This is a genomic window from Microbacterium sp. HA-8 (assembly GCF_046111165.1).
GTDB lineage: Bacteria > Actinomycetota > Actinomycetes > Actinomycetales > Microbacteriaceae > Microbacterium.
Map to the genome: position 1 here is coordinate 2,749,852 of NZ_CP162025.1, position 18,243 is coordinate 2,768,094.

Consider the following 18,243-nt stretch of genomic DNA (forward strand, 5'->3'; position numbering starts at 1 on the left):
ATCCCATGGACCCGACCGAGAACTGGTGGGACGACGGCGAGACCGACGACGATCCCGAGTTCGACGAAGCCGACATCCGCGTCCGCCCCAATCCCAAAGCCAATCGCCCTCGCACGAAGCGCCGTCCGAGTCACCACGACGCCGTCGTCGGCAGGGTGCTGGGCGTCGACAGGGGCCGGTACGCGGTTCTGCTCGACGAAGACACCCCCGAGGAGCACGAGGTCATCGCCTCGCGAGCGAGGGAGCTGCGTCGGCAGCCGATCGTCACCGGCGACCGAGCCCGTGTCGTCGGCGACACGTCGGGCGCGGTGGGAACCCTGTCGCGGATCGTGGGCATCGAACCCCGCTCGACCCTGCTCCGCCGTTCCGCCGACGACACCGATCTTGTCGAGCGCGTCGTCGTGGCCAACGCCGACCAGATGCTCATCGTGGTCGCCGCGGCCGACCCCGAACCCCGCCCCCGGCTCGTCGACCGCTACCTGATCGCGGCGCTGGATGCCGGCATCCGGCCTCTGCTCGTGATCACCAAGACCGACCTGGCCTCTCCCGCGCAGTTCCTCACGCACTTCGAAGGGCTCGACCTCGTGGTCTTCGAGAGCGCGCGCGGGGAGATGCCGTTGGAGAGCATCGGTGCGAGTCTCGTCGGCCACTCGACGGTTTTTGTCGGGCATTCGGGGGTGGGAAAGTCCACGCTCGTGAACGCCCTCGTCCCGACGGCGCTGCGGGCGACGGGCCACGTCAACGAGGTGACGGGCAGGGGTCGACACACCTCGTCCTCGACGGTGTCGCTGCGTTATTCCAGCGCCGACGGCTCCGGATGGGTGATCGACACGCCCGGCGTGCGCTCGTTCGGCCTCGGCCACATCGATCCCGCGAACGTCCTCCGCGCGTACACCGACCTCGACCGCATCGCAGAGCGCTGCCCGCGCGGGTGCACGCATCTTCCCGACGCCCCCGACTGCGCGATCATCGAAGCCGTGGCCGACGGGGAGCTCGGCCCGACGGGTCCCGCCCGGCTGGATTCGCTGCAGCGGCTGCTGGCGACGTTCGCGCGCATCCACAGCGGCACCGATGCGTCCTAGTCTGAAGGGGTGACTTCCGTGCGCCTCGAACCCGGTTCCCCCGCCCCCGACTTCCGTCTGCACGATCAGGACGGCGAAGAGGTCTCCCTCGCCGATCTCCGCGGCTCACGCGTGATCCTGTACTTCTACCCGGCGGCGATGACCCCCGGCTGCACGACGCAGGCCTGCGACTTCCGCGACAGCCTCGCATCGCTGCAGGGCGGCGGATACACGGTGCTCGGCGTCTCGCGGGACGACCCGGCGAAGCTCCGCGAGTTCCGCGAGCGCGACGGGCTGACCTTCGATCTGCTGAGCGACCCCGATCGCGCCGCTCACGACGCGTACGGCGCGTGGGGCGAGAAGGTCAACTACGGCAAGACCGTCGAGGGCGTCCTGCGGTCCACCTTCGTGATCGATGAGCAGGGCTCCATCGTGCACGCCCTCTACAACGTCAAGGCGACGGGGCATGTCGCGCGTCTGCGCGGCATGCTCGGCCTCGACGGCTGACGCGGCTCAGTCGCCCTCGGCCGGCGCATCGGATCCGGCACGACGTGCCGACCGCCGCGCGGCACTGATCACGAGCAGCAGCACGATCAGCGCGGGAGCCGCGATCAGCACCGCCTGCGCCGGGTGGGCGTACGCGCCCGTCGCGGCGCCGAGCGCGACGGCGAGGATGAGCAGCTGGGCGACGATCGCTCCCGAACGCCCCCACCCCTGATCGCGCAGGATCGCGACGCCGAACGCGACGAGGGCGATGGCCGCCGCCGCCGTGAGCACGACGAGCGCGGTCGCAGTGCCGACATCCATCACCTCGGCACCGAAGAACGACGCGCCCATCCAGAGCGCGATACCGCCCAGCACCAGGCCCTCGAGAGCGACGGATGCTGCCGCCGCGATGGTCACGGGATCGCTGCGCATTCGACGGCCTCTCTCTGCGGGACGCACCCGAAGTTGTTCGGATCCTCCAGGGCTGAGAGCGAACGCTCAGCAATGTGCACAGGAAACACCCGGACGAACCCTTGATCAGTCCGGGGACGTGTGGGACGATGGGACAAGCCATGTGCTCCCACAGCGCCGTGGGGCGAGCTTCCTGCTCGCACCTCACCAGGGTACCGGACCCGAAACCGAACTCTGAGCACTCGCTCATCCCCCACCCCTCGCAACAAGGAGCTATCTGCATGGACTGGCGCGATAAGGCCGCATGCCTCACCGTCGACCCCGAGCTGTTCTTCCCGGTCGGAAACACCGGGCCGGCGGTCGACCAGATCGAGAAGGCGAAGGCCGTCTGCGCCCGCTGCACCGTGACCGAGATCTGTCTGCAGTACGCGCTCGAGTCGGGGCAGGACTCCGGCGTCTGGGGCGGCCTCTCCGAAGACGAGCGTCGCGCCCTCAAGCGCCGCGCCGCCCGCGCCCGCCGAGCCAGCTGAGCCCGACCGCCGAGGATCGCCCGCGCCGGATCAGGTCCTGGCGCGGTCGATCCACCGCAGCGGGATGTCGATCGTGACTTCCGTGCCGCTGCCCATGATCGTGTGCCAGTCGATCGTCCCTCCCAGCTCACCCTGGATGAGGGTGCGGACGATCTGCGTGCCCAGGCCGCGGCCGACCTGACCCTCGGGAAGGCCCACCCCGCTGTCGCGCACACTCACCTTGAGCCGCGACGTGGTGCGCTTGGCCTCGATCTCGACGGTTCCCTCGCGTCCCGCGAGGCCGTGCTCGACGGCGTTGGTCACGAGCTCGGTGAGGGCGAGGGCGAGCGGCGTCGCGTACTCGCTGGGCAGCTCGCCGAAGGTTCCGCTCGATCGGGTCTGCGCGCGCGTTCCCGCGCCCGCCGCGACCTCGGCGACGAGCTTGAGCACCCGATCGAAGACCTCGTCGAAGTCCACAGCCTGCGTGAGCCCCTCCGAGAGGGTGTCGTGCACGACCGCGATCGCCGACACCCGCCGCATCGCCTGGGTGAGGGCATCGCGCGCCTCGTCGGAGTGCGTGCGCCGCGCCTGGATGCGCAGCAGTGAGGCGACGGTCTGCAGGTTGTTCTTGACGCGGTGATGGATCTCGCGGATCGTCGCGTCCTTGGTGATCAGCTCCTGCTCCTGGTGGCGGATCTCGGTCACGTCGCGGCAGAGGACGATCGCGCCCGTGCGCTCGCCGTGATGGCGAAGCGGAATCGCACGCAGAGAGACGGCGACCCCGCGCGCCTCGATGTCCGAACGCCACGGCGCGCGGCCGGTCACGACGAGCGGCAGCGACTCGTCGATCTGCTCCTGGGCGGGAAGGATGCGGGTGGTCACCTCGCTGAGGGATTCGCCCTCGAGCTCGTCGTCGAAGCCGAGCCGCCCCCAGGCGGAGAGCGCATTGGGGCTCGCGAAGGTCGTGATGCCGTCGACGTCCAAACGGATCAGACCGTCCGACGCGCGCGGCGCCCCGCGGCGCGGGCCCGTCGGGGCCGACAGATCCGGGAACTCACCCCAGGCGACCATGCCGAACAGGTCATCGGCGCAGTCGTTGAAGGTGATCTGCTGTCGGCTGGGCGTGCGCGCCTCGCCGAGATTGGTGTGCCGGGTGAGGACGCCGACGACGCGTGCGGGTGCTCCATCCCGCGCGGGCACGCTGATCACGGGGACCGCCCGCACACGTGTGGGGGTCTCCTCGAACCAGTCGGGCGACGCGGAGTCCACGATCCGCGCGGAGTCGAACGCCTCGCGCACCTGTGTTCGCCATTGCGGCCGCACCCGGTCGCCCACGATGTCCCGATAGAACAGCGTCGCAGCGCCCGAGGGGCGCGTATGCGCGACGGCGACGAACGAGTCGTCGGGGGTCGGCACCCAGAGCACGATGTCGGCGAAGGCGAGGTCTGCCAGCAGCTGGCCGTCGCCCGCCAGGCGGTGCAGCCACTCCACGTCCGCTTCGGTCGCGCGGCCCTGGGCGTAGACGATTTCGCTGAGGGTCGACACCCCCCCAGCCTAGGCGCTGAGCCTGTCGGTCCCCGCCCGCCGGCGTGTACGCTTCGTCGCCCGCGACCCCGCGGGCACGAGCTCGCCTCCGACCGCGGGCTGGACCCCTTCCCCGACGAGTCGCCGCGCCGCGGCGACCAGCGGCGACCGGGGCGAGACCTCCGCGAGCGGACGCGCCTGGAGCACCGCAGCATCCGCGCTCCGGGGGTCCAGCGGAAGGAAGAACACGTCGTCGATGCCGGCGAACCGCTCGAGAGTGCGTCGGATCTGTCCGCGAGCGTCGAATCCGAGGGCGCCCGGGCGCAGTTTGTTGACAGCCACCACGACCCTCGTCGAGCCGATCGTCGCGCGCAGCTCCGCGTACCCGCGCAGAAACCGCGCCACGCCCACCGGATCGGCGGCGCAGACCGCGATCACGAGGTCGGCGGACGCCAGGGCGGCCGACGTCGCGCCGTTGCGGCGCGGCCCGTCGAGATCGCTCATGAGCTCCTCGTCGCGCTCGAGCGACGAAGACACGTCGACGACCACGGCGTCGACCCACTCGCGGCAGGCCTCCAGCGCCGCGCTGACGCGGTCTTCGGCGAGCTCAGGCCATCGACCCGTCCGATTGAGCCCGCAGAGCACATCGACGACCCCGCCGGCATGCGCGAGCGGGATGCTGATGCGGGTCAGCTCGCGTGCGTCGAGCGAGCCGAGCCCGGCCTGCCGACACGCCGCCGCAAACCCCGGGCCCTCATCGGCGATCCCCAGGGAGAGCGCGAGGGAGGGCGCGTGCACGTCGGCGTCGATGAGGGCGCAGTGGCGGCCGCCGCGGGCCAGCTCGAAGGCGATGAGCGACGCGATCGTGGATCGCCCTGGCGCTCCCCCGGGCCCCCACACCGCGATGATGCGGCCCCGGCTCCCGAATGCCGCCGTCGCGCCCGGCACGGGATCGGCCCGCAGCGCGTCGATGACCGCCCACGCCTCCGCCGCGATCAGCGCGGGCTCCAGCCCGAAGGCCCCCGCCCACCTCTGCGCATCGGCGTCGTCGCAGACCGGCAGGATCCGCACCCCGCGACGATCGCACGCCGCGACGAGGTCAGCAGTGAGCGTGCGGCGGTCCGCGCGCAGCACCATGGCCGTCGCGCGCGCGAGCGCGTCACGGGTCCGATCGAGATCGGGAGCCGCGAGGAGATCGGATGCTGCCGCAGCGGGCGCGCCCGGATCCACCACGCCCACGATCTCGAGCCCTGCGCGAGAGAGCTCCGACGCGACGCGCGACGCCGCGGAGCCGCCCAGCGCGACGAGGATCCGCGCACTCATCCTGTCACCGCCGCCGGGACGAGCGAGATGGCCGCCCCGGCCGAGAGTGCCTCGAGGGTCGCGGCGACGTCGGCGCGCGGGATGACGATCTCGACATCCGTACCGCCGGATCCCATCATCGATCCCGACTCCCGCACGCGGGCGACCGTCGCGTCGGCCACGAGGATCGACGGTGTCCGCAGGATCCCGTCGGCGTCCGCGGAGGCGGCCCACAGCTCGACCGGAGCGCCCGGACCCATCCCGGAGGGCACCGGCGTGGCGCTGGAGACCACAACCGTCGTGACCTTCACCTCCTCCGCCGGCGCGAGGGCGCTGCGGGGCACCAGTTCGCCCTCGCGGATCGAGCGCGTCGCCACCGAGCCGGGCTGCAGCTGCTCGGCTCCGAAGTAGGCCTCCCCCGCCGCACCGAGAGCCGCATCGACGGCAGTCAGGTCCGCGGCCGTCACGGGGTCTCCGGGCATGAGGGTGCGCGATGCGGCGAACACCGGACTGGTCGTCGCGGCAGCATCCACCACGATCCAGACGCCGGCGACCGACAGCGCGATCAGCGCGATGCCGACGAAGAAACGCAGGTCAGCCCAGAAGACACGGCGGCGTGGTCGGGGTGGGTCCGTTGCGGTCATGGCGATCCTCTCCGGGCGGCGCGGCGGCCGTCCCCTGTCCGATCGCCCATCGTGGCCGATGCGGGCGGATCGGCGCGTCCCGTTATCCACAGGTCACGCGATCCGGGCGTCCGTGGCCGGGTCCATAATGGGGGTCATGTCCGATAGCTCCCCAGGCGGCGTGCGCTACCTCGCGCCGTCACAGGTGGCCGAGCTGTTGAGCATCGACGTCTCCGAGGTCATGGAGCTGGTGCACGAGGGTCGCCTGCGTGGCGCACGACTGGGCTCGCCGGCGAAGTGGCGCATCGAGGAGGACAGCCTGCGCGGGTACATCGACGACCAGGTCGAAGAAGCGCGACAGATGCACCTGTGGCAGCAGTCGCAGGCGGCCAGCTTTCCCGAGGTGTGGGGCGGCGGCGCGAGCTACCGGCCCGAGTGATCGTCCGACGCCGCAGCGCGTCACACCAGGGCGGGAGCCGCGTCCGCGTCGAGGTGGACGCAGGCGATCGCGGCGAACGGCACGATGCGCACCGCGGTGATCTCCCGCTGACGCCGGGGCGTGCCCGCGTCATGCACCGCCAGATCGAGATGATCGGCCGCCACGCGATCGATCGTGCCCGTCTGATGCCGACCCTGCGCGGACACCACACGCACGGGGAGACGGCGGCGAGCGACATCACGCAGGACGAAGCCGAAGGTGAGCCGCTCCGACAGGTGGGCACGCTCGTGCGGCCGTGGGCGCGCACTGCGCACGAGGGCGTGCGGGGCCACGGCCACCGACGCGATCGCCGCCAGCGGGGCGATGACCAGTCCGTGCACGGCGTCGTCGGCGCGGATGGCGGTGAAATCCGCCCCGACCGCCCGCAGCGAGCCGGTCAGCACGTCGCCGCACAGCACCTCCACGCCGACCCGATCGGCGGACCGCGGCGGTGATTCCACGAGCGCGCTCAGTCGGCTCCGCAGCGTCATTCTGGCGATCCGGACGCGTTCGGCTTCGCTGTCGAGGGCAGCACGTTCGGCCTCCCACTCGGAGGCGAGTTGATCCTCGAGGTCTTCGAAGAGCCGATCCCAGCGCACGCGCCGACCCTAGGACAGCCGGGCCGCGCTCCCGGCGAGTTATCCACACGTGCCCCCTTCCCGGGCTACTCCTAGGCTGCGTGTGGTCTACTGCCAACACAGCAAACGCTCGAGAGATGGGGGTCTCCATGAGCAGGTCCGCCGCCGACGGTGCTGGGGCGCCGCGTGCGCGCCGCAGCGCCTATCCGGGCGAGTCCGACGAGTACTTCTCGCGGCAGCGCACACCGACATCCGACCTGCCCGACCCTGACCCGCTCGTCACCAACCTCGCCCGTGGCGTGCTCGAAGTGCTTGCCGGCGTTCGGGAGGTCGACCAGCTCGCCCGATGGCTCTCCGAGGACGCCTTCCGCCGGCTCGTGACCCGAAGCAACCTCGCCACCCGCGCCCGCAGCGCACGGGGCGTCCCGGCCGTCAGGCCGCACCTCGCCGTGCTCTCCACCCGATCGATGAGCCCCGCCGACGGCGTGGTGGAGGCCGTCGTGATCATCTCCGCTCCGCACCGCACGCGCGCGATCGCCCTGCGGCTCGAGGGCACCGACGGGCGCTGGCGCGCGACGTCCCTGGCCGTGCTCTGACTCAGGGCCCGCGGGGCGCTACTGGCGATACGAAGACAGGAAGTTGCCCAGCCGCTCGACGGCATCCGCGAGCACGCGCGCCTCGGGCAGTGTCACGACACGCAGGTGATCCGGCGTGGGCCAGTTGAACCCGGTGCCCTGCACGAGCAGGACGTGCTCCTGCACCAGGAAGTCGTAGACGAGCTTGGCGTCGTCGCGGATCTCATGCACCTCGGGGTCCAGTCGCGGAAACGCGTAGAGCGCTCCCCGCGGGCGCACGCACGAGACGCCCGGGATGCTCTCCAGCCCCTCCCACGCGACATCGCGCTGCTCGTGCAGGCGTCCCGACGGCGCGATCAGCGCGTCGATCGACTGCACTCCGCTGAGGGCCGCCTGCACCGCGTGCTGCGCGGGGACGTTGGGGCACAGACGTGTCGAGGCCAGGAGGTTGATGCCCTCGAGGAATCCGGCCGCGTGCCGCTGCGGACCTGTGATGACCATCCAGCCCGAGCGGTAGCCCGCCACCCGATAGGTCTTCGAGAGCCCGTTGAAGGTCAGGCAGAGCAGGTCGGGAGCCACGCTCGCCATCGGGATGTGCGTCGCCTCGTCGAAGAGGATGCGGTCGTAGATCTCGTCGGCGAGGACCAGCAGCGAGTGCTCCCGGGCGATCTCGGCGATCCCATCGAGCACGGCCCGCGAGTACACGGCACCGGTCGGATTGTTCGGGTTGATCACGACGATCGCCTTGGTGCGCGGAGTGACCTTGGCGCGGATGTCTTCGAGATCGGGCTGCCACTCGTTCTCCTCGTCGCACGTGTAGTGCACGGGAGTGCCCCCCGACAGGCTCGTCATGGCCGTCCAGAGCGGGTAGTCGGGCGCGGGGATCAACACCTCGTCGCCCTCGTCGAGCAGCGCCTGCATCGTCATCGTGATCAGTTCGGACACGCCGTTGCCGAGGAACACGTCGTCCGGATCGATGCGTGGAAAGCCCTCGACCTCTTCATAGCGGTACACGACGGCGCGACGCGCCGAGAGGATGCCGCGGCTCTCGCTGTACCCGTGCGCCGTGGGGATCGCGGCGATCATGTCGCGGACGATCTGGTAGGGCGCCTCGAACCCGAAGGTGGCGGGGTTGCCGGTGTTGAGCTTGAGCACCGTGTGCCCCTCGGCCTCGAGCCGGGCGGCCTCGACGAGGGCGTTGCCGCGGATCTCGTAGAGGACGTTCTTCAGCTTCGAGGACTGATCGAGGGGACGGAGGGTGCTCATCGGCCCAGGATATCCGCGGTGCGAGCAGGCCACCGGACACCCCGTGGCATGCTCGGGAGCCGGGCGACTACTTGCGCTTGGCCGACGCGCGCCGTTCGGCGCGGTTCACCGGAGCCTGGCCCTGCCCCGGGTCGGCCTGATCGGTCGGCTGACCGAAGGCTCCGCGCGCCGCCGGAGCTCCGGCATCCGGCGCCTGCGCACCCCTCTGCGCCGCCGCCCGCTGCAGTTTGGCGGTCGCCGCCTGCTGCACCTGACCGCGCTCGTTACGCACCTCGACCTCGCCCGCGTCGTTGGCCGCCGAGAACTCGAGCCGCTCGTCGCCGGGCCCGGCCGCGAGACCCTTGGCCGCGACCTCGGCGTGGGCCTCGGGGCCCTCGCCCGCGCGCCGCACCTCGACCTCGAGGTTGAAGAGGTAGCCGACGGACTCCTCCTTGATCTGGCCCATCATCGACTGGAACATCTGATAGCCCTCGCGCTGGTACTCGATGAGCGGATCGCGCTGGGCCATCGCCCGCAGGCCGATGCCGTCCTTCAGGTAGTCCATCTCGTAGAGGTGCTCGCGCCAGCGACGATCGAGCACCTGGAGCACAACGCGCCGCTCGAGCTCGCGCATCGCCTGCGCGCCGAGCTTCTCCTCGCGCCCCGCATAGGCGATGCGGGCGTCGGAGAGCAGCTCGCGCGTGAGGCCTTCGGCGGTGATGCGTCCCTTCGCGCCGGCTTCGGCCACGACCTCGTCGATCGTCACGCCGACGGGGTACATCGTCTTCAGCTCGGTCCACAGCGCGTCGAAGTCCCAGCCCTCGCTGTGCCCCGACGAGGTGTGCTCGGCGATGACGGCGCTCACCGCGTCTTCGATGAAGTGCTGCACGCGGTCGGCGATGTCATCGCCCTCGAGGATGTGCCGGCGGTCGGCGTAGATGGCCTCGCGCTGACGGTTCAGGACGTCGTCGTACTTCAGGACGTTCTTGCGGGTCTCGGCGTTGCGCGACTCGACCTGCGACTGGGCGCTCTTGATCGCCCGGCTCACCATCGAGGACTCGATCGCGACGTCGTCGGGGAAGTTCGCCCGCGACAGAATCGCCTCGGCCGCGCCGGACTGGAACAGGCGCATCAGGTCGTCGGTCAGCGAGAGGTAGAACCGGCTCTCGCCGGGGTCGCCCTGGCGGCCCGACCGACCGCGCAGCTGGTTGTCGATGCGGCGGGACTCGTGGCGCTCGGTGCCGAGCACGTACAGGCCGCCGACGGCGACGACCTTCTCACCCTCTTCGGCCACGCGGGAGCGCACGGCCTCATAGACGCCGTCCCACTCGGCCTCGTACTCGTCGGGGGTGTCGACCGGGTCGAGGCCCTTGGTCTTCATCTCCTGCACGGCGAGGAACTCGGCGTTCCCGCCGAGCATGATGTCGGTTCCGCGGCCGGCCATGTTGGTCGCGACGGTGACGGCACCCAGGCGCCCCGCGCGGGCGACGATCTCGGCCTCTCGAGCGTGGTTCTTGGCGTTGAGGACCTCGTGCTTGACGCCCTTCTTGGCCAGCAGACGCGACAGGTATTCGCTCTTCTCGACGCTCACGGTGCCCACGAGGACGGGCTGCCCCGCCTCGTGACGCTCGGCGATGTCCTCCACGACCTGCGCGAACTTGGCCTGCTCGTTCTTGTAGACCAGGTCGGGCTGGTCCTTGCGGACCATCGGCCGGTTGGTGGGGATCGGCACCACGCCCAGCTTGTAGGTCGACATGAACTCAGCCGCCTCGGTCTCGGCCGTGCCCGTCATGCCCGACAGCTTGTCGTAGAGACGGAAGTAGTTCTGCAGCGTGACGGTCGCCAGAGTCTGGTTCTCGGCCTTGACCGGCACGGATTCTTTGGCCTCGATGGCCTGGTGGATGCCCTCGTTGTAGCGCCGGCCCGCGAGGATGCGGCCGGTGTGCTCGTCGACGATCATCACCTCGTCGTTGATCACGACGTAATCGGTGTCGCGCTTGAACAGCGCGAGGGCTTTGATCGAGTTGTTCAGGAACGAGATCAGCGGGGTGTTGGCCGACTCGTACAGGTTGTCGATGCCGAGGTAGTCCTCGACCTTCTCGATGCCGGGCTCGAGCACGCCGATCGTGCGCTTCTTCTCGTCGACCTCGTAGTCCACGCCGGCCTCAAGGGTGGCGGCGATCTTGGCGAACTCGGCGAACCAGCGGTTCGCTTCACCCGACGACGGACCCGAGATGATGAGCGGGGTGCGCGCCTCGTCGATCAGGATCGAGTCGACCTCGTCGACCACCGCGAAGAAGTGACCGCGCTGGACGAGGTCCTCCTTGCGCCAGGCCATGTTGTCGCGCAGGTAGTCGAAGCCGAACTCGTTGTTCGTGCCGTAGGTGATGTCGCACGCGTACTGCTCGCGGCGCTGGGCAGGAGTCTGCCCCGACAGGATGACGCCGGTCGACATGCCCAGGGCCCGGAAGACGCGCCCCATGAGCTCGGACTGGTAGCTCGCGAGGAAGTCGTTGACGGTGACCACGTGCACGCCCTTGCCCGCGATCGCGTTGAGGTACGAGGGCAGGGTCGCCACGAGCGTCTTGCCCTCACCGGTGCGCATCTCGGCGATGTTGCCCAGGTGCAGCGCCGCCCCGCCCATGAGCTGGACGTCGTAGGGGCGCTGACCGAGGGTGCGCTTGGCGGCCTCGCGCACGGCGGCGAAGGCCTCCGGCAGCAGCTGGTCGAGCGTTTCGCCGGCCTCGTGACGCGCGCGCAGCTCGGCGGTCTCGCCGCGCAGCTCCTCGTCGGTGAGGTGCGCGTAGTCCTCCTCGAGCGCGTTGACGGCCTTGACGACCTGCTGCAGCCTCTTGAGGATGCGGCCCTCGCCGGCGCGCAGCAGTTTCTCGAGCGGGTTTGCCACGGGAGGATCTCCATCCGATCGGATGCCGCGCGGCGGTGCAGCCCACGCGACAGGCATATCCCTCCCATGTTACCGGGCCGTGACCTGGATTCAGCCTGGGACTCCACCCGCGCCGGGGTGCGCATCCGACGCACGCATCCGCGGCCCGCAACATGCCCGACACACAGCCGACCTAGACTTCAGGGTGGCCTCCGCGAGGGCGGGCGCCGAGAAGAAAGAGGTGGTAGATGGCACTGCTCGACGCGATGCCCGGTAGCGGAGTCCCCCGGGGATGGGAGTCAGGAGGCGCGCGCGACGACGTCGTGCTCGTGGCCGGCATCCCGCACCTGATCAGAGACGTCTCCGCGGACGAGGCCCAGACCGAGGATCTGCTGCGCATCGCGGCGGTGCTCGAGGCTGTCGGAGTCGAGCCGCTGCTCATCCGCCGATCGAGCGGCCGCCCGGCTCTCGCGGTCGACGCCGTCGAGCGTGCCCGGGCGATCATCGCCCTGTGCGCCGACGACGAGCCCTGGGTCGCCCGTCGCGGCGGCCGGGTGCGGCCCCTGGCCCATCACGGCGCCCGCAGCTTCGGCTCGCACGACGCCGTCACCCTGTACCGACCGCGCACGACCGCCGCGGGCACCCTGCGTCACGGCGCCGATTCCGGCATCCGCCTCGAGTTCTGGCGTCGTGAGGGCGGCCTGATCACGGCACCCTCGGCGAACGCCCTGACCCGCCGGATCATCGCCGAGGACGACATGACGATCGTGCAGCTCGAGAAGCACGGACGCACGTGGCGCACCATCGACGGCATGTTCACTCCCACGCCCGGCGAATTCACCGAGGATGTGGATCTCGTCTTCTCGTGGGTCGACGGGTCATCCAGCGACTTCCAGCGGGAGCGTGCCCGCCGCATGAGCCGATACGTCGTCGGCGACGGCGACGACCACTCCGCGCGCTTCCGCCACGTCGATGAGATCAGGTACGCGCTGCGCAGCGTGCACCTCTACGCGCCGTGGATCCGCCGGATCTTCATCGCCACCGACAGCCCCGCGCCCTGGTGGCTCGCCGAGCACCCGAAGGTCACGGTCGTGCGCAGCGAGGAGTTCTTCGCCGACACCTCGGTGCTGCCCACGCACAACTCCCACGCCGTCGAGGCTCAGCTGCACCGGATCGAGGGGCTCGCCGAGCACTTCCTCTACGCCAACGACGACATGTTCTTCGGGCGCGCGGTGCGCCCCGAGCTGTTCTTCACCCCCGGCGGGGTCTCGCGCTTCGTCGAGTCCGGGGTGCGCATCGGGGTCGGGCCCACGAGCACGGACCGCAGCGGCCACGACAACGCCGCCCGGGTCAACCGTGCGCTCCTGCAGCAGCGGTTCGGCCGCGTGATCACCCGCGATCTCGAGCACTGCGCGGCCCCCCTGCGCCGGAGCGTGATGTACGAGCTCGAGCAGGCGTTTCCCGAGGACTTCGCCCGGACGGCGGCATCCACCTTCCGCTCCGCGACCGACATCTCGGTCACCAATTCGCTCTACCACTACTACGCCCTCATGACGGGGCGCGCCATCGCGACCACCGAGCCGCGCACGCGATACATCCAGACGACGCTGCAGCCGGCGCTCGCGCAGATGGAGCGACTGCTCGCCAAGCGCGACGTCGACATGTTCTGCCTCAACGACGGAAGCCGTCCCGAGGTGCCCGAGGACGTGCGCGAACGGGTCCTGCGCGAGACGCTCGAGGCCTACTTCCCCGTGCGGGCGCCGTGGGAGGTGGCGGTCGACGAGGTCGAGATCAGCCGACGATCCGCAGCGGAGCCGTCGGCGGGTTAGCCGCGAGCGCGGCGTCGCGGGTGTGCTGCGCGCGCAGGGCGCCGGTCGTGGCGTCCGGGATGACGACGCCCGCCCGGGCGAGCAGGCGCGCGCTCTCGTCGGCGTCGACGTAGGTCAGCCCGGGGGCGTCCGAGACCGGGACGACCGAGTGCACGACGGTGTCTTCGTATACGTGCACGAGGTTGAACGCCTGGGCCGCGTCCCAGGGACGCGTTCCCCCCACGGGCACGGACAGGTCCTGCGTGTAGCAGGTGGCCGATGCGACGGAGACGGGGATGCCGGCGAACGTCGCCGATGTCGAGTAGTGCAGGTGACCGGCGAGGATCGATCGGACGTCGCTGCCGCGCAGAACCGCCGCCAGCCTGGACTGCTCGCGAAGCTCGACCGTGACGGCGAGGTCGAGCACGCTCGGCACGGGCGGGTGGTGCATCGCGAGGATCGTCCCGTGCGGCGCGGGCACCGACAGCTCGAGCTCGAGCCACGCCAGCTGCTCATCCGAGATCTCGCCGTGATGGTGGCCGGGCACCGAGGTGTCGAGGGCGATGACGCGGAGCCCGTCGACGTCGGACACCGAGTCGTGGGGCGCGTACGGATCGGCGCCCGAGTCGCCCTCGAGCATCTCGGCGCGGAACGCCGCGCGATCGTCGTGGTTGCCCATCACCCAGATGAGACGGGTGTCCAGGCGCCTGCTCCACGGCTCGACGAGGGCGCGCAGATCCGCGTAGGCCGCGGCCTCGCCGAAGTCGGCCAGGTCGCCCGTGAAGACCACGGCGGCGGGACGCGTACCCGACGCCTCGATCTGCGCGAGGGCCCTCTCGAGGCGCCCCCGGGCATCGATCGACCCGTAGAGCCGGTCGCCCAGGGCGCGCAGGTGGGTGTCGCTCAGGTGCAGCAGCTGGTGGCCGGCGCGCGGATACTCGGCGATCCGCGGGGTCGGTCTGTCACTCGTCACGCCCGAAATGTTACAGGCATGTTTCGTGCACCCGGCGAATGACGCGTGAACGGCCGGAAAATCACCGGTGCACATCACACGAACCGAATTCCGGGTATGCATATACTCAGAATTCAGATACGCGACATGCACCGAGGTCGCGGGGTGGGGGAAGACATGTCCGTGCGCATGAGTCTGCTGGCGATCCTCGATCACGGTCCCTGCTACGGCTATCAGCTGCGCAGCGAGTTCGAGCGACGCACCGGCGGCGCCCGGCCGCTGAACGTGGGGCAGATCTACAACACGCTCGATCGACTCGAACGCGACGGTCTCGTGGCCAAGGGCGATGCCGACCCTGCCGGGCACGTGTACTACCGGATCACCCCGGCCGGAAGCGACGAGGTCGGCGATTGGCTGCTCTCCCCCGTCGCCGCGGCGACGGGCGCGCGCGACGAGCTGCCACTAAAACTGGCATTGGCCGCCAGTCTTCCGCGCGTCGAGGTCGCCCCGGTGCTCCGCGCCCAGCGCCGGGCCTCGCAGGCGGCGCTGGCGGCGCTGCGCTCCGAGCGGCACGATCGCGAGAGCGCCTCCGGCTCCGCCCGCACCGGTGAGCTGCTCGCCTGGCAGATCGTCGCCGACGGCCGGATCGCACAGGTCGAGGCCGAGCTGCGGCTGCTCGACCACGTCGAGGCCCGCGTGCTCGCGCACCCCGCGCCGACTCTGCCGCTCGGGCCCGCGAGCGAGCGGCCCCGCAGAGGCCGGCCGCCGAAGGCGGGAGCGCCCCGACCGCGCACCGCGGCCGTGTAGCTGCCGCGCGCGCCGGGCGCCCGGCATCCACTCGGTCGTTGCGACTTAGGATCGAGAGCATGGCCGGATTCTGGGGCAAGCGAAAACGAGAGCAGCAGGCGGAGCTCGACGCGCACGACGCCGACCTCGCTCGTCGGGCGGGCATCGCGCTCGTGGGGGCGGACGAGCGGATCCGCGTGACGCGCGACGAGCTCGCGTTCGCGGTCGCCGAGCTCGGTGAGGGTCTGACGAAGGATCTTCGCGCAGCGCTGGATGCCGTCACGGAACATCTCGGCGAGGCGTACCACCTGCATCAGCTCAATCACGACGAGATCCCCGACACCCCCGAGGAGCTGCGCACGCGCAATGCGCGCATCATCCAGCTGTGCGAGTGGGCCGAACAGCTGCTCGACGAGCGCACGGAGGCCCTGGCGGCCGACATCGCGCGGGTGCGCCGGGCGCCGGAGATCCTCGCGCAGGTGCGCGCCGACGCCGAGCGGCTGCGCGAACGTCTGCCGCACGCGCGCTCGACGATCGAGCGGATGGGCGCCCGCTACTCGGACGCGGCGCTGCGCCAGATCGTGCAGAGCGCCGATGAGGCCGACCAGCTGCTCTCCTTCGCGCTGCACAGCGCGGACGTGTCCACGCGTCGCCGCGAAGCGGGCCGCACCGAAGAGGCCAACCTGGCCCTCGAGACGGCGACCGAGGCCGTGCGCCGCTCGGCGACGATCATCGACGGGGTCGAGGACTGGGAGATCGAGGCGCTGCGCGCCGAATCCACCCTCGCGGACGTGATCGCCGACTCCCGCGACGACCTCGTGCAGGCGCGGACCGCCCCTCAGACGCCCGCCGTCGTCGAGGCGATGGCGACTCTGCAGCGCGCGCTCGCCGCTCTCCCCCCGGCCGGCACCAAGACCGACCCGTTCGAGGATCTGTCGCAGCTGCGCGAGGCCAACACCGCGCTCGACGCCGCCGTCGACAAGGCCCGCGAACGGGCGGCCCGTCCGCTTCCCGACCCCGCGCACGTGCGCCACGCGGTCGACGATGCCGACCGGCAGATCGCCGTCGCCCGCAACGTGATCGCGGGGCACCGCGGCTGGATCGGCGCCGATGCGCGCACGCGCCTGGCCGAGGCCGAGCGCGTCCGCACGGACATCAACGCTCTGCCCGACGAGGACGACTCGCTCGAGAAGGCGTTGCACATGGCGCGCCGCGCCGGATCGCTCGCGAGCGAGGCGCTTCATCTTGCGCAGCGCGACATCGACTCGTCGCGGCCGCAGGACGGCGGCTGGGGCGGACAGGGCGGCGGAAGACGCGGCGGCGGCGGCATGGGCGACATGATGGGCGGCGTGCTCGGCGGGCTCGTCATCGGCGGCCTGCTCGGCGACATCTTCGACGGCTGAGTTCCGGTGTGTGCACCCGCACACGCGGATACCCGAGGCGGTGAGCCCCGGGCATCCGTCTGATCGTGCGACGCGCGGAGTCTAGGAGGCGATCGCCGCCTCGACCGGCGGTGCGGCGGCCTCGAGCGAGATCACACCGTAGTCCCACCCCTTGCGCCGATACACGACACTCGGGTGGTCGGTGCGCGCGTCGATGAAGAGGAAGAAGTCGTGACCGACCAGCTCCATCCGGTCGACGGCGTTCTCGACGGTCATCCACTCGGCATCGAAGTTCTTCACGCGGATGACGACGGGGGTGTACTCCTCCTCGTCGTCCGCACCGGCCACGACGGGCACCTCGCCGGTCGCCACGGCCCGGATGGCCTCGACGGATGCCGGCTGCACATCGATGCCCTCGATCTCACCCTTGCCCTTCTCGAAGTGAGGGCCGCGGGGGTGGTTGCGGGCGTCGACGCGCTTGCCCTTGGCGCGCCGGAGCTGCTCGCACAGCTTGTCGACCGCAAGATCGAGAGCGGCGAACTTGTCGCCGTCGGTGGCCTCGGCCCGAACGACGGGGCCCTTTCCCAGCAGGGTCAGCTCGACGGTGTCGTCCTCGACCCGTCCGTTGTGGTAGGCCCGGTGCGTCACCTTGACGTCGAGGCGCTGCACGCGCGACGCCAGGTGCTCGATGCGTGCGGCCTTCTCTTCGACCACCGACCGGAACCGATCGGTGACCCCCACACCCACGCCGACGATGTTGGTATCCATCTTTGACCTCCTTGTTCGGGACGGTCCGCCCGTACAAGGGCGGACCGCGGTCGCCTTGTTCGCTCCACCGTAGTGGCGGCCCCCGACGATGTCACGTGTGAATTTGTGATGCGCTCCGGGGGCGATGTCGTCGCGGCGTCGCCGCGATGGTCGCCGCGCCGACAACGACCGCACCACCCGCGTGCAGCGCCCGCGCCGCCTCGCGCAGCGTCGCGCCCGAGGTGAGGACGTCGTCGACGATCACGACGGGCATTCCGCGCACGTTCCGGGCGGCCATGCTCCCGCGCTGGTTCTGCACGCGCTCGGCCAAGCCCAGTTCGCGCTGATCGGCCGTACGTCGCACGGCGACGAGCCGCCGCTCGGGAACCACCCCCGCACGTCGGGTCGCGACCTCCACGACGCGGAAGCCGCGCGTGCGCATGGCGCGGGCGCTCGCGGGCACCGGCACGACGTGCAGCGATGCGGCGTCGGCCCCGAGGTCGTCGGCCAACGCCCGCAGGGCCGCGGCGAGCGCGGGTGCGAACGGACGAAGCAGCCGCGGCCTCGCGTCGGCCTTGACCGCGCGGATGACGCGTGCCGCCACCGCCTCGAACGCCAGCCCGCTGTACACCCGCAGACCGTCGAGATCCGTCGTGACGACCCGCGGGCGGAGGGCTTCCCGGCACCGTCCGCAGACGGGACCGCCCGCATCCCCGCATCCCACGCACGGCGCCGGCAGCACCAGGGCCAGAGCGTCGGCGACGGCACCGCGCGCGAGGGACAGCGCGTCGCGAACGACCGGATCCATGGGCCCAGGATGCCGGGGGGCAGCATCCCGTGTCGCGTCGTGTGTGCGCCCGGGGGGATGACCCTGCCACCACAGACTGGGGAG

General features: G+C 70.9%; 18 protein-coding genes. 8 read left to right on the forward strand and 10 right to left on the reverse strand.

Annotation, left to right across the window (positions count from 1 at the left end; genetic code table 11):
- Positions 1 to 5 precede the first annotated feature (5 nt).
- Both rsgA and bcp read left to right on the forward strand, forming a co-directional pair.
- Positions 6 to 1,082 (forward strand): ribosome small subunit-dependent GTPase A, encoded by a 1,077-nt coding sequence (gene rsgA, locus AB2L57_RS13130; RefSeq protein WP_409047284.1) that lies wholly within the window; start codon positions 6 to 8, stop codon positions 1,080 to 1,082.
- A 9-nt stretch (positions 1,083 to 1,091) separates the two neighbouring features.
- Positions 1,092 to 1,568: a thioredoxin-dependent thiol peroxidase gene (bcp, locus tag AB2L57_RS13135; protein ID WP_292810333.1), complete on the forward strand. Its 477-nt coding sequence runs from the start codon at positions 1,092 to 1,094 to the stop codon at positions 1,566 to 1,568.
- 6 nt (positions 1,569 to 1,574) lie between these two features.
- Here bcp and AB2L57_RS13140 read toward each other — a convergent pair whose 3' ends face one another.
- Entirely contained in the window at positions 1,575 to 1,979 is a 405-nt protein-coding gene (locus tag AB2L57_RS13140; protein WP_409047285.1) for a histidine kinase, read from the reverse strand.
- Between the two features lie 260 nt (positions 1,980 to 2,239).
- On the opposite strand from AB2L57_RS13140, the gene AB2L57_RS13145 reads away from it, so the two are divergent.
- A complete protein-coding gene (locus AB2L57_RS13145; protein ID WP_036295594.1) occupies positions 2,240 to 2,488 on the forward strand; it encodes a WhiB family transcriptional regulator in 249 nt (82 codons plus the stop codon).
- 30 nt (positions 2,489 to 2,518) lie between these two features.
- Here AB2L57_RS13145 and AB2L57_RS13150 read toward each other — a convergent pair whose 3' ends face one another.
- From AB2L57_RS13150 to AB2L57_RS13160, 3 genes are read right to left on the reverse strand one after another with little or no spacing between them, the layout of a single operon-like run.
- Positions 2,519 to 4,012, reverse strand: a complete 1,494-nt coding sequence (locus tag AB2L57_RS13150; RefSeq protein ID WP_292810325.1) for a sensor histidine kinase — start codon at positions 4,010 to 4,012, stop codon at positions 2,519 to 2,521.
- 9 nt (positions 4,013 to 4,021) lie between these two features.
- Positions 4,022 to 5,314, reverse strand: a complete 1,293-nt coding sequence (locus AB2L57_RS13155) for a P-loop NTPase (RefSeq protein ID WP_292810323.1) — start codon at positions 5,312 to 5,314, stop codon at positions 4,022 to 4,024.
- Entirely contained in the window at positions 5,311 to 5,937 is a 627-nt protein-coding gene (locus tag AB2L57_RS13160; RefSeq protein ID WP_292810321.1) for an SAF domain-containing protein, read from the reverse strand. Before AB2L57_RS13160 ends, AB2L57_RS13155 begins: the two co-directional genes overlap by 4 nt.
- 136 nt (positions 5,938 to 6,073) lie before the next feature.
- Between AB2L57_RS13160 and AB2L57_RS13165 the strand changes: the two genes are divergently transcribed.
- Positions 6,074 to 6,355: a helix-turn-helix domain-containing protein gene (locus AB2L57_RS13165; RefSeq protein ID WP_292810319.1), complete on the forward strand. Its 282-nt coding sequence runs from the start codon at positions 6,074 to 6,076 to the stop codon at positions 6,353 to 6,355.
- A 20-nt stretch (positions 6,356 to 6,375) separates the two neighbouring features.
- On the opposite strand, the gene AB2L57_RS13170 is transcribed toward AB2L57_RS13165, so the two are convergent.
- On the reverse strand, positions 6,376 to 6,993 hold the full coding sequence (locus AB2L57_RS13170; protein WP_292810317.1) for a hypothetical protein: 618 nt from the start codon (positions 6,991 to 6,993) through the stop codon (positions 6,376 to 6,378).
- A 128-nt stretch (positions 6,994 to 7,121) separates the two neighbouring features.
- Between AB2L57_RS13170 and AB2L57_RS13175 the strand changes: the two genes are divergently transcribed.
- Positions 7,122 to 7,568, forward strand: a complete 447-nt coding sequence (locus tag AB2L57_RS13175) for an Rv3235 family protein (protein WP_292810315.1) — start codon at positions 7,122 to 7,124, stop codon at positions 7,566 to 7,568.
- Positions 7,569 to 7,586: 18 nt separating this feature from the next.
- Here the strand turns inward: AB2L57_RS13175 and AB2L57_RS13180 are convergent, their stop codons facing one another.
- Positions 7,587 to 8,813 (reverse strand): pyridoxal phosphate-dependent aminotransferase, encoded by a 1,227-nt coding sequence (locus AB2L57_RS13180; protein ID WP_409047286.1) that lies wholly within the window; start codon positions 8,811 to 8,813, stop codon positions 7,587 to 7,589.
- Positions 8,814 to 8,880: 67 nt separating this feature from the next.
- Positions 8,881 to 11,697, reverse strand: coding sequence for a preprotein translocase subunit SecA (secA, locus tag AB2L57_RS13185; protein WP_409047287.1), 2,817 nt, complete (start codon positions 11,695 to 11,697; stop codon positions 8,881 to 8,883).
- Between the two features lie 227 nt (positions 11,698 to 11,924).
- Here secA and AB2L57_RS13190 point away from each other — a divergent pair, with 227 nt between their 5' ends.
- Positions 11,925 to 13,505: a stealth family protein gene (locus AB2L57_RS13190; RefSeq protein WP_292810311.1), complete on the forward strand. Its 1,581-nt coding sequence runs from the start codon at positions 11,925 to 11,927 to the stop codon at positions 13,503 to 13,505.
- Here the strand turns inward: AB2L57_RS13190 and AB2L57_RS13195 are convergent.
- Positions 13,468 to 14,457 (reverse strand): phosphodiesterase, encoded by a 990-nt coding sequence (locus tag AB2L57_RS13195; RefSeq protein WP_292810309.1) that lies wholly within the window; start codon positions 14,455 to 14,457, stop codon positions 13,468 to 13,470. The genes AB2L57_RS13190 and AB2L57_RS13195 overlap by 38 nt on opposite strands.
- Before the next feature lie 156 nt (positions 14,458 to 14,613).
- On the opposite strand from AB2L57_RS13195, the gene AB2L57_RS13200 reads away from it, so the two are divergent.
- Together AB2L57_RS13200 and AB2L57_RS13205 are read left to right on the forward strand one after the other, a co-directional pair.
- The gene (locus AB2L57_RS13200) at positions 14,614 to 15,243 is read left to right on the forward strand and encodes a PadR family transcriptional regulator (protein ID WP_409047288.1); all 630 of its coding nucleotides are present in this window, start codon (positions 14,614 to 14,616) and stop codon (positions 15,241 to 15,243) included.
- 59 nt (positions 15,244 to 15,302) lie between these two features.
- On the forward strand, positions 15,303 to 16,625 hold the full coding sequence (locus AB2L57_RS13205) for a hypothetical protein (RefSeq protein ID WP_292810306.1): 1,323 nt from the start codon (positions 15,303 to 15,305) through the stop codon (positions 16,623 to 16,625).
- Between the two features lie 81 nt (positions 16,626 to 16,706).
- Here AB2L57_RS13205 and hpf read toward each other — a convergent pair whose 3' ends face one another.
- Both hpf and AB2L57_RS13215 read right to left on the reverse strand, forming a co-directional pair.
- Entirely contained in the window at positions 16,707 to 17,372 is a 666-nt protein-coding gene (hpf, locus tag AB2L57_RS13210; protein ID WP_292810304.1) for a ribosome hibernation-promoting factor, HPF/YfiA family, read from the reverse strand.
- 91 nt (positions 17,373 to 17,463) lie between these two features.
- Entirely contained in the window at positions 17,464 to 18,159 is a 696-nt protein-coding gene (locus AB2L57_RS13215; RefSeq protein WP_292810302.1) for a ComF family protein, read from the reverse strand.
- Positions 18,160 to 18,243 lie beyond the last annotated feature (84 nt).